Annotated in this window: 11 protein-coding genes and 2 tRNA genes; 9 read left to right on the forward strand and 4 right to left on the reverse strand. The window is 35.8% G+C overall.

What is annotated here, in order from left to right:
• The 6 genes from hemE to CRV04_RS10880 all read left to right on the forward strand — a co-directional run bounded on the left by hemE (position 1) and on the right by CRV04_RS10880 (position 4,343).
• Complete coding sequence (gene hemE, locus CRV04_RS10855; RefSeq protein ID WP_128996871.1) at positions 1-1,038, forward strand: uroporphyrinogen decarboxylase; 1,038 nt, start codon at positions 1-3, stop codon at positions 1,036-1,038.
• Positions 1,039-1,090: 52 nt separating this feature from the next.
• On the forward strand, positions 1,091-2,011 hold the full coding sequence (locus tag CRV04_RS10860) for a radical SAM protein (RefSeq protein ID WP_128996872.1): 921 nt from the start codon (positions 1,091-1,093) through the stop codon (positions 2,009-2,011).
• A gap of 71 nt (positions 2,012-2,082) precedes the next feature.
• Positions 2,083-2,157 (forward strand) — tRNA-Asn (locus CRV04_RS10865).
• Between the two features lie 40 nt (positions 2,158-2,197).
• Positions 2,198-2,272, forward strand: a tRNA-Asn gene (locus CRV04_RS10870).
• Between the two features lie 211 nt (positions 2,273-2,483).
• Entirely contained in the window at positions 2,484-3,497 is a 1,014-nt protein-coding gene (locus CRV04_RS10875; RefSeq protein WP_164969151.1) for an FRG domain-containing protein, read from the forward strand.
• Positions 3,498-3,836: 339 nt separating this feature from the next.
• Positions 3,837-4,343 carry a hypothetical protein gene (locus CRV04_RS10880; RefSeq protein ID WP_128996874.1) on the forward strand — a complete coding sequence of 169 codons (507 nt, stop codon included), beginning with the start codon at positions 3,837-3,839 and terminating at the stop codon, positions 4,341-4,343.
• Between the two features lie 33 nt (positions 4,344-4,376).
• Here CRV04_RS10880 and CRV04_RS10885 read toward each other — a convergent pair whose 3' ends face one another.
• Positions 4,377-6,683 (reverse strand): glutamine--tRNA ligase/YqeY domain fusion protein, encoded by a 2,307-nt coding sequence (locus tag CRV04_RS10885; protein WP_128996875.1) that lies wholly within the window; start codon positions 6,681-6,683, stop codon positions 4,377-4,379.
• A gap of 235 nt (positions 6,684-6,918) precedes the next feature.
• Between CRV04_RS10885 and CRV04_RS10890 the strand changes: the two genes are divergently transcribed.
• Together CRV04_RS10890 and CRV04_RS10895 are read left to right on the forward strand one after the other, a co-directional pair.
• Positions 6,919-7,203, forward strand: coding sequence for a high-potential iron-sulfur protein (locus CRV04_RS10890; RefSeq protein WP_228126543.1), 285 nt, complete (start codon positions 6,919-6,921; stop codon positions 7,201-7,203).
• A gap of 10 nt (positions 7,204-7,213) precedes the next feature.
• Positions 7,214-8,281, forward strand: a complete 1,068-nt coding sequence (locus CRV04_RS10895) for an ADP-ribosylglycohydrolase family protein (protein WP_128996876.1) — start codon at positions 7,214-7,216, stop codon at positions 8,279-8,281.
• 2 nt (positions 8,282-8,283) lie between these two features.
• On the opposite strand, the gene CRV04_RS12880 is transcribed toward CRV04_RS10895, so the two are convergent.
• Together CRV04_RS12880 and CRV04_RS10900 are read right to left on the reverse strand one after the other, a co-directional pair.
• Positions 8,284-8,448, reverse strand: a complete 165-nt coding sequence (locus CRV04_RS12880; RefSeq protein ID WP_164969152.1) for a hypothetical protein — start codon at positions 8,446-8,448, stop codon at positions 8,284-8,286.
• Between the two features lie 12 nt (positions 8,449-8,460).
• The gene (locus tag CRV04_RS10900; RefSeq protein ID WP_128996877.1) at positions 8,461-9,633 is read right to left on the reverse strand and encodes an Opr family porin; all 1,173 of its coding nucleotides are present in this window, start codon (positions 9,631-9,633) and stop codon (positions 8,461-8,463) included.
• Between the two features lie 256 nt (positions 9,634-9,889).
• On the opposite strand from CRV04_RS10900, the gene CRV04_RS10905 reads away from it, so the two are divergent.
• Positions 9,890-10,447: a hypothetical protein gene (locus CRV04_RS10905; protein ID WP_128996878.1), complete on the forward strand. Its 558-nt coding sequence runs from the start codon at positions 9,890-9,892 to the stop codon at positions 10,445-10,447.
• Positions 10,448-10,504: 57 nt separating this feature from the next.
• On the opposite strand, the gene CRV04_RS10910 is transcribed toward CRV04_RS10905, so the two are convergent.
• The coding region (locus CRV04_RS10910; protein WP_164969153.1) for an FAD-dependent oxidoreductase at positions 10,505-10,677 on the reverse strand (173 nt) is incomplete at its 5' end.

Below are 10,677 nucleotides of genomic sequence, written 5' to 3' on the forward strand. Positions count from 1 at the left end.
ATGTCAAAAATTTTTGTAGACGCTTGTTTAAGAAAACCGACTCCATACACTCCTGTATGGATGATGCGACAAGCAGGACGATATTTACCAGAGTATATGGAAGTAAGAGCAAAAGCAGGAAACTTCCTTAACTTATGCCACAACCCTGAGTTGGCGTGTGAAGTAACGATTCAACCTTTAGATATCGTGGGTGTGGATGCGGCTATTTTATTCTCTGATATTTTGGTCATACCAAATGAGATGGGAATGCACCTAGAGTTTATCAAAGGAGAAGGTCCTGTATTTAAAGACCCCATTAAAACCCAAGCAGAAGTGGATGCCCTTTTAGGTGGCGAAGATGCAGCGGATAAACTCACGTATGTGTATGAAACAATCAAACTGTTAAAACAACGTCTTCCTGAAGATAAAGCGTTGATTGGATTTACAGGAGCACCTTGGACATTGGCAACCTATATGATTGAAGGTCAAGGTACTAAAACCTATAATGTATGTAAAAAGATGATGTACTCCAATCCAGAACTTCTTCATAATATCCTTAGAAAAGTAACTGAAGTGGTTAAATACTACATGATTAAACAAATTGAAGCGGGTGCAGATGTGGTTCAAATCTTTGATTCATGGGCAGCAGCGATTGAGCCATCAATGTACGATGAGTTCTCATGGTCATACATGGTTGAAATTGCTGAATTTATTAAGTCAAAATATCCTGACATCCCAATTATCATGTTCCCTAAAGGGGTAGCTGCGTTTATAGAACGTGGATTGGTTTATGGAAACTTCGATGTATTTGGTGTGGATTGGGGAACACCAATGGCCATGGCAAAAGAGAAACTTGGGGATAAATATGTGCTTCAAGGAAACATGGAACCATGCCGATTGTACTCAAAAGAGAGAACGACACAGTGTGTTGAAGGTATTCAAAAAATCATGCAAGGTGAGGGGCATATCTTTAACTTAGGGCATGGTATCTTACCGGATGTTCCCGTTGAAAATGCAAAGCACTTTGTATCTGAGTGTCAAAGAGTTTCTAAGAAATAACTCTTAATTTAAGCGGTGAACTCTCACCGCTGTAACTGTAAAAGAAAAAGTCATGTCTTACTCAAACTCTATTATTTTTGGTCCTATTCCTTCACGCCGTTTTGGTATCTCTTTAGGGGTTGATTTATCCCCTGCAAGCAAACAGTGTAACTTTGATTGCTTGTATTGTGAGCTAAAACCAGCTAAAACCGTTGACAGCATGCAAAGCTACCCAAGTGTCCAAGAAGTGATAAACGCCATTTCTGATAGCATTAAAAAGCATCCTAAGATAGATGTGATTACGGTTACAGCAAATGGGGAGCCCACTCTTTATCCACATTTGGATGAACTCATTGTCAAAATTAATCAAATCAAAGGTGAAGCGAAGACTCTGATTCTTTCAAATGGAAGCACCATTTACAAGCCTGAAATCTTTGACGCACTATTAAAATTTGATACCGTGAAGCTCTCCCTTGATTGTGTGAGTGAACAATGTTTTAAAAAGCTTGATAGAGTGCATAAAGGCATTGAAATCAATAAAATCATTGATGCCATGGTGGAGTTTAAAAAAGCAACAACCAACTTCTTTGTTCTAGAGATACTTTTTGTCAAAGATTTAAATGACAAGGCAGATGAAATTCAAGCCTTGTATCAAGCGATACAACGTATCAACCCACACCGTGTGGATATTGGAACGATTGACCGACCACCAGCGTATAAAGTGCAACCAGTAAGCTTTGAAACCTTGGAGTTTATTGCGAATAGTTTTAAAGGTATTAATGTGAACATTGCATATAAAAATCGTCCCAAACAGACCAACAGTTTCAGTAATGAAGAGATATTAAGACTGCTTGAACGTCGTCCTTTAACCTTTGAAGATATAGAGAATTTGTTTGATGAGCCAAGTCGAAAAAGACTTGAAACCTTAGTAAAAGATAGTAAAATTTCAGTCGTAGACAGTAGTGGGGTGAAATTTTATAAATTTTTAGGATGATTGCCCCATATTGTCTTGACAAATAGGGTAAAATTGACTATAATTCCAACCTCTTAAAAAGAGATGTAGATTCCGGCATAGCTCAGTGGTAGAGTAGATGACTGTTAATCATTTGGTCCCTGGTTCGAATCCAGGTGCCGGAGCCATACACTGTCTTTTTAAACTTACATTTTTATAATCACACATTCCGGCATAGCTCAGTGGTAGAGTAGATGACTGTTAATCATTTGGTCCCTGGTTCGAATCCAGGTGCCGGAGCCATTTATTCACGGAGTGAATAAATCAAATCACTAAACGACCTTTTTAAAGATTTCTTCTTCAAATCAAAAAAATATCATAGTCATTATCAGACGATAACTCCCACAATATTTTTTCAATTTTCATTGAACTATTCAAAAATTTCATTCATTGATTTGATTACTAAGATTTAGTATAAGTTGTGTATACTAAATAAAAAATAAAAGGATATATTGTGGCTTCATGGGGTTTATATTGGGTGACAATTGATACTTCTCCTGATGAAAATTGTTTTGTAGTTGCAAGAAATTCTCAAAGTGCCGTAGCGCTTGAACAAAATAGTTCGGGGTTTGATTATGGTGATGTTTGTGCAGAACGTATAAAAAGAATTCCAGATGATATTGTTCATAAAATAAAAAAAAAGAATAAGGGTTTTTTACCTTGGCCAAATTATGTTCATGAAAATGATGAAATATGGGAATATTTTAATTTGTGTAGTGAGTGGGTAGAAGGAAGGGAAACAATTTTTATTGATAATAAGAGCTATTCAATTGCTTCAATAGGTGATATATATTATGATAATAATCCCAGCTTAGTATACTCTGTATCAGACTACTTAGAAAAACTTGATAAATACGAAAATGGATATCTACTTTATCGTGGACAAAATAGTGCATCATGGGAATTAAAGCCTAAACTATTTAGAAATAGTATGCCACTTGATTTTTCATCAATGAGTGATTATGAGAAATGGTTATTAAAAGAATTTAAAAGAAAAGCATATCCTTATTTAGAAACTAAGCCAAATAATGATTGGGAATGGCTTGCACTGGCTCAACATCATGGTTTAGCTACAAGACTTCTTGATTGGACAACAAATCCTCTTGTTGCATTATTTTTCGCTGTTTATCAAAGTCAAGAAAAATTTGATGCAATAGTTTTAATATATAATCATGGAAATCAACCGATTGAAATAACTAAATTAGAAAGTCCTTTTTTTGTGAAAGATAGGGTTATTTATGAACCAAGTTTTATTGACAAAAGAATTATTGCTCAACATGCTTTGTTTACGGTAGAACCAGAAAATATTGAAGATGTTACATTGTCAAAAGACAGAAGTATTTATTCACTTAGTATCCCTCCTTCATCAATTAATCAAATCAAAAAAGAGTTGTCAAAGTTAAGTTTTAATGAGCATACAATGTTTCCAGGCTTAAGTACAGTTTGTAATGAAATAAATGGCTTTTAGATTAGATAAATTGTATATCCTGCTCAATAGATTTTAATTCTAGTTCAAATTAAGTATATGTTTATTCTTGATACAAATATAATTATAATGTGATATTTGCTACTATTCTTCATAATAATATGAAGGAATTTTATGAAAAATGTTTTAATAGTTGTAGCCAATCCAAAGACAGACAGTTTGTCTTTTTCAATTTCAAACAAAGTGAAAGAAGTGAATATCTAGTTTATTTTTGTGTGGTAGAGAAACTGTCCTTATAAATTCTTTTGTATTTTTCTTTTAATTATATTCCTATAAGTCTCAATACACTACCATCAAATATTTATGATTTTAGGAAGAGTGATGTCATTAAAAGCGTATGTCAAACAAAATGCCCCTTGGATATATGAATATATCAACACTGAAGTATTAAAAGGTATAGGAAGTATTCATCCGAACTATTTTATCAAGGTTATTGAAGACCTTTTTATTAAACAAGAGGGTGCTCAAATAACGCAAGAGAACAATACTCCTAATCTTTTCCCTTACAGACTCTTTACCTTTCTTTTTAAACAAGGAAAGATGGACTACACCTCATTTAGAAATGAAACCATTAGCTTAAGCCCGTTGACTTTAAAAGCTTCGGTGTATCATAACTATGTGCATTTTTGGATTCATGAGGATACATTTTATATTGATTTGATGCAGACCAAAATGGGTGGCATGCCATTAGATGAAGACATTGTAAAGTATTCAAAAGCCATACCCATACAAAAAGAGGGCTTAGAAGAGTTTATTACAGCACACAAACATGAAAAACTGAATGCATCTTTACAGACGATAAAAGAGAAAATCGAAGAGATTTTGTAGTCGTTACAAGGTCAGTTTTGCTGACCTTGTTTGTTAAGCGTTGAGTTGTTGAGCCACTAACTCATTGACCACTTTAGGGTTGGCTTTTCCACCCGTGGTTTTAAGTACTTGTCCTACAAAGAAACCAAGCAGTTTGCTGTTTCCTGCTTTAAACTTCTTTACATTGTCAGGGTTTTTAGCAATGATGTCATCAATGATAGGTAAAATCACTGCGGGATCACTGATTTGTACTAAACCTTTGGCTTCAACGATGTGTGTTGGGCTCTCGCCATTTTGTGTCATCTGCTCAAATACCTCTTTGGCTATTTTGCTTGAAATGGTTTCCTCTTCTACCATTTTTACAAGTTGTGCAATATGAGAGGTTGTGAATTTCAGCTCTTCTACACTCTTCTCTTTAAGCTCCTTTGCCACTTCATTGGCTACAATATTTGCAGCTAAAATATTACAATTTTCTAGATTGAATGATAATTGATTAAGAAAATGTAATCTACTCAAATAATCCAACGTCTCATTATAAAAAGAAGAGAGCTTTTCATCTCGTGCTAAGATATTCGCCACTTCATCATTGAGTTTGAGTTCATTGGTGTATTTGTCAAAAAAAGCTTGTTGAGATTCATTCATGGCTTGTGCTTCTCCATGAATCACTTCTTTTTTCACCTCAGGTTTTGGTGTTGGTTTTGCTGCGCTCTCATCCACTTTTGTTTTTTTAGCCCATGAGTCTTTCAGTCCCACAATTTTATTAAACACAGGCGCTTCATCTTTGTAATCAACGGGGTCTTTATAGAAGTATCCTTGTCGTTCAAATTGGAATCGTTCATCCACTTTATCCGTAATCACTGCTGGTTCAATCAATGCATTTTTAATAATATGAAGCGAGTGTGGATTTAAGTCTTCTACACTTTCAGGCGCTTCATTTTTATACAACCGGTCATAAAGTCTCACTTCGATTTTTCGTGCCGTTTTTGCATCGACCCATTGAATGGCACTTTTTACTTTGATACCACTTTTGTCTTGACCACTTTTAGAGTTGGGATGGTAGGTTGCTTTGATTTCAAGTACCTCTCCATTGGCATCTTTAATCACTTCTTTACATGTAATAATATACGCATGACGTAACCGCACGGGTTGGTCAGGTGTCAGACGGTTGTACCCTTTAACTGGGTTTTCCATAAAGTCTTCTCGTTCAATATAAAGCTCTTTAGAAAATGGCACTTTTCTTGAACCCTCTTTGGGTACATCATGAGGGTAGTATGATGCATCAATCTCTTCACTTCCTTCATAGTTTTCAATCGTAACTTTAATGGGGTCAAGCACACACATCACTCTTGGAACTTTTTGGTTCAAGTCATCTCGAATACAAAACTCCAGTTGCGATACATCAACCATCGAGTTGGCTTTTGCAATCCCAATTTGGTCACAGAAGTTTAAAATAGACTCAGGCGTGTATCCTCGTCGTTTGTATCCAGCAATCGTTGGCATACGTGGGTCGTCCCAACCGCTGACATATCCACCGTTCACCAACTCTAAAAGTTTTCGTTTACTCATCACCGTGTAGTTGATACCCAGTCGGGCAAACTCATGTTGATAAGGTCTTGGCGGTTCAAGTTTAAGTGTGTCTAAAACCCAGTCATAAATGTCTCGGTTGTTTTCAAATTCTAACGTACAAATTGAGTGACTTACACCTTCTATATAGTCAGACAGACAGTGTGCAAAGTCATACATAGGATAGATGCACCACTCATTTTCGGTTCTAAAATGGTGGGCATGTCGAATACGATACAGAAGTGGGTCACGCATTTTCATATTGGCCGCACTCATATCAATTTTGGCTCTTAAGACATGCTCTCCCTCTTTGAACTCTCCTTGTCTCATGCGCTCTAAAAGATTTAAGTTCTCTTCAACACTTCGATTGGCGTATTCACTTCTTCGTCCGGGTTGGGTGACGGTTCCTCTGTACTCTCTTATTTGTTCTTCATCTAAGCTATCAACATACGCTTTGCCCATTTTTACAAGTTGTACGGCGTATTCGTAGATTTTAGGAAAGTAATCTGAGGTAAAATAGACCTGCTCTCCCCAGTCAAATCCGAGCCATTTAACGGCATCTTTGAGTGCTTCAACGTAACGTGTGTCTTCAGTGGTTGGATTGGTGTCATCCATACGTAAGTTACAGTGACCTAAGTAATCTTTTGCAATACCAAAATTGATACAGATAGATTTAGCGTGTCCGATGTGTGGGAACCCATTTGGCTCAGGTGGAAATCGTGTCACGACCTCTTTATATTTGCCTTGTTTTAAGTCCTCTTCAACTTTCAGACGTAAAAAATCTTTATGCTCACTCATTATTATTAAACCTTTGATTGTGAAACTAATATTAAGAGCTGTATTTTATCCAATTTGAACTTATATCATCATGGTTTGCATGCGCAAAAAGAGCATGTCAAGCCAATGTAACTTAACTTACAAGTTAACTTTGATGTGTAATTGTCAATTAAGCACGAATTTGTAACTATAAGTGTTGTGAGTAAGCTGTCAGTATAATCAACAGAGTTAATGTAAAACGATGAAAGGATATATCATGATACATGAATCTCAAGAGCATATGAATAGTTTCAAGACGTCTCAAACACGACGAGGTTTTTTTAAAACGATGGCCTTTTTAGGGTTGGTTACATTTGTTGCACCCAAAGCCCATGCCAAAGGTTCAAAAACACAGTTTAAATACCAAGATACTCCAAAGAATGGCGAGACCTGTAAAGAGTGTATGTTTTTTGAACCTGATAGCAATACCTGTAAAATTGTTGAAGGCAATATCAGTCCAGAAGGTTGGTGTACGCTTTATCGTCAAGATCCAAATAAATAAAAGGAAAATAATGACCACTATACAAAGCAGGGCACAAGGTGCTATTATGGGGGCTTTTATTGGCGATACCATTGCCTTAGGTCCCCATTGGTATTATGATTTACAAGAACAGTACAAAGATTATGGAGAGTGGATTGACGATTATACTGATCCTAAAAAAGGGCGTTATCATGAGCATCAAAAAGCGGGTGATTTGTCTCAAGCAGGTTATATACTCAAACTCACCATTGAGTCTTTATTAGAAGCAAAGGGCTATGACCAAGAGCATTTTTGTAAAAAAATCGATGAAGAACTCTTTACAAAAATTGATGGCATTCCCACACATGGCCCAGGGGGTTATACCTCTCAATCCATTCGAGAAGTCTATCGACAAAGGGTTAAGCAAAAACGTTCATGGGATGAGGTTGGAAGCAGGGCAGATACCACTGAAGCCATTGAGCGAACACTGGCTATTGCCGTGCGTTATGCTTTACATCCCAAGATGTTGGCACATGCCATTGCCCAAAATACTTTTTTAACGCAAATAGATGATATAGTGGCTTCAATGACCGTCGCATATGGGGCTGTTTTAGCGCAATTGGTTCAAGGTGAGAAGCTGGATAAAGATATCTCTTTGAAACTGATGAGCTTGGTTAAAAACAAAGAGCTGCCGTTTCATGCTGTGACCTCGGATAATTTTCAACCACCCAAACCAGACAGTAAAGATCCTTCCAATGTGGGTCTGTTTGCTTCCCCTGATGCACTGCTTTCGCCTTCGTATATGGCACAAGTTGCAGAAGATGAGAATATTAAAATTGAACCTGCATGGAAAGTGTCGTTGGTGTACGGTATGCCTTGTGCGATTTACCACATCTTGCCTGCAAGTTACTATTTAGCAGCAAGATTTAAAGATGATTTTGAGTTGGCGATTTTACATGCACTCAATGGAGGAGGGCAAAATCAAGCGCGGTCTATGTTAACAGGCGCTTTGGTAGGTGCACAAGTGGGTATTGAAAATATCCCATTACGATTTATTGAAGGCTTAAATGAAAAAGAGGAACTGCTTAATTTAGCTCAAAAGTTATCTCAAGCCGTTTAAAACTACTTTTTTATCTCTTTTGCTTTACAAAGGTGTTTGCTCTCATTGGCTACACGCAAACACTTTTTACAGATGAAAAGAGGGTTTTTAACAATGCTAAGAATCTCATTTTCATAGAGTTTGAAGTCATCTTTTTTGACATTACAGAGTTTTTTTATTTTTTTCATACTACAGGTGTTTTAAAATGAATACGCCAATGTTGCTCCAAGTTGTTGCATATCAGAGTAGTTTACATCATTCGAATCTTCGTTTGTGACTGCATATGCTATACTCAAAGAGATATTATCTGTAAAATTATAACTTGCCCAAAGATTAAATTCTGAGCTTTTATAGTTTTGTGTTCCATACTCAGTTATTCCATACAAAGCGGTTAATGATACATCATAAACATTTTTACTCAACATAAGATAGTGTGTGGTTGCATCGGCTTCGTACATCACATCTCCCTCTTCAAATGGAACAATGATTTCACCATAATCATCGGCACTTCCAAAACCATTATTTGTATCATTTTTTACAAACCCATAGGTTAAACTGTAGCCTTCATAGCTTCCCCCTAGGGTTATTTCGACTAAATCTGTGTCATCGTCAAGTAGATCTTCTGATGTGTTCATATAATGCCACATTGAATTGATGGTTAATGCATTATCAAACGTATGATGTGTAAAGAGTTTGCCTCCATAGGTTGTATGCGAATGTTCTGCTTCTATGCCATAAGCTTTGATTTTGTAATTATTGTTAATGGCATACGTTGCTGCTGCATGGTACATTCCATCCCCATTGTTTATCTCTGCCATTGGAAAGAGTTCATGCACATAGACTCGACCTCTTCTTTGTGTATAGAGTGCTTCTAGTGTGAAGTTGTCTAACTCATATGTCGTAAAGATACCGTCATTGATTTTACTTAACCAATCTTTTGTTCCCCAAGCAATATCTTTTCGTCCAATTTGAATATTAAAACCACTGTTTTGGTACTGTAAATAGAGTTTAGCAAGTTTGTCATTTCCATTGGTTTCGCCAATTCTATCTTCCGCATCTCCTTTTCCATAAGTTGTTATGGCGTCTTTATCATCTTCCCACAATGCCGTATAGGCTCTGAAGCCAGCACTGACACTGAAGCCATTGTATGATGCGGTATCATAATTGATACCAACAGAGGGTACGACATAGGCTGTATTTTGATAGTATGTGCCTATTTCATGATCAAAATGTCGACTCTCATATCGTATAGAAACATCTCCTGAAATTTTTCCGTTTGTAATTGCTTCATTAAGCGAATCTGCATGAAGTGCCGTTGTGAATAACACTGTTGGCGCAATCAGTGTGTTGAGGTATTTTTTTTTATTTTTCATTCTCTCCCCTTCTTCTTTGATGAACAATTTGTCTCATATGCCATAATAAATAACAATATAGTATACCTTTACTTAATCTAAATTTGTGTTTTTTTTATAATTTTATAATATATTTTATATGATGAAAAAATGAGTAATATAATGTAACAAAATATAAGTCTATACGACTAAAATATTTTTTAATTTTAGCACTCGATATTGACAAGTGCTAAATTATCAAGTATAATTGTGATATATCATTAAAAAGGAAAAGGTTATGAAAGATTTTAAAACAACAACAAACAACTATAATAATGATAAATCTGCGATTAACTACTATAATAATACATTGAATGAAACTATTCAACAACACTTTACACGAAACTCAATTGTAGATATGGTAACGAAGTATGAGTTATATTATCACGTCTGTTTAGGAAATTATACTTTTGAAACGTTTTTAGATGTCAATGATACCGTGAAAAAATTGAGTGAACTTAAACTTGAAATCAGTGCCATGCAAGCACTTTTTAAAATTTATGAAGTGATTGATGAGCATTTTTATGAAGAAAATTTTGATCAAAAGTTAGATTATTATATACGAAAAAAAGCTTCTCAACACGCTTTAGAAGACTTTTTAGAAAAAGATGAAGAGATGGTGGGCAAACACTATTATATGCAGCAAAAGCTTGAAGACATTGATGCGGATATTTCATTCAATGAGATGATGTGGCAAAATTTTGAAGTGAACTATCAAAAAACATTTGAACATTTTAATACGATTTTAACTGAACAATTAATTCAAGATGTTCAAAAACAGATAGTCAGCGAATAAAATAAAGAGGAGTAAAGGCTAAAAGCCTTTTACTCTGAAGAAGAACATAAAAAAAAATTAAGCCAAATACTCAATAATATCCACCGCAGCAGTAGCCCCATCCGCAGCAGCACATACCACTTGTTTCGCAGCTTCAATTCTCACATCCCCAGCAGCATATAACCCAGGTACAGATGTCTTCATTCGTAAATCAACAACCACTTCACCTTGCTCATTCACATCACACAAAT

It is taken from the genome of Candidatus Marinarcus aquaticus, assembly GCF_004116335.1.
Taxonomy (GTDB): domain Bacteria; phylum Campylobacterota; class Campylobacteria; order Campylobacterales; family Arcobacteraceae; genus Marinarcus; species Marinarcus aquaticus.

Coding starts and splice junctions, on each gene's coding strand:
- hemE (WP_128996871.1), top strand. CDS start 1: ATGTCAAAAATTTTTGTAGACGCTTGTTTAAGAAAACCGACTCCATAC.
- CRV04_RS10860 (WP_128996872.1), top strand. CDS start 1,091: ATGTCTTACTCAAACTCTATTATTTTTGGTCCTATTCCTTCACGCCGT.
- CRV04_RS10880 (WP_128996874.1), top strand. CDS start 3,837: ATGTCATTAAAAGCGTATGTCAAACAAAATGCCCCTTGGATATATGAA.
- CRV04_RS10885 (WP_128996875.1), bottom strand. CDS start 6,683: ATGAGTGAGCATAAAGATTTTTTACGTCTGAAAGTTGAAGAGGACTTA.
- CRV04_RS10890 (WP_228126543.1), top strand. CDS start 6,919: ATGATACATGAATCTCAAGAGCATATGAATAGTTTCAAGACGTCTCAA.
- CRV04_RS10895 (WP_128996876.1), top strand. CDS start 7,214: ATGACCACTATACAAAGCAGGGCACAAGGTGCTATTATGGGGGCTTTT.
- CRV04_RS12880 (WP_164969152.1), bottom strand. CDS start 8,448: ATGAAAAAAATAAAAAAACTCTGTAATGTCAAAAAAGATGACTTCAAA.
- CRV04_RS10900 (WP_128996877.1), bottom strand. CDS start 9,633: ATGAAAAATAAAAAAAAATACCTCAACACACTGATTGCGCCAACAGTG.
- CRV04_RS10905 (WP_128996878.1), top strand. CDS start 9,890: ATGAAAGATTTTAAAACAACAACAAACAACTATAATAATGATAAATCT.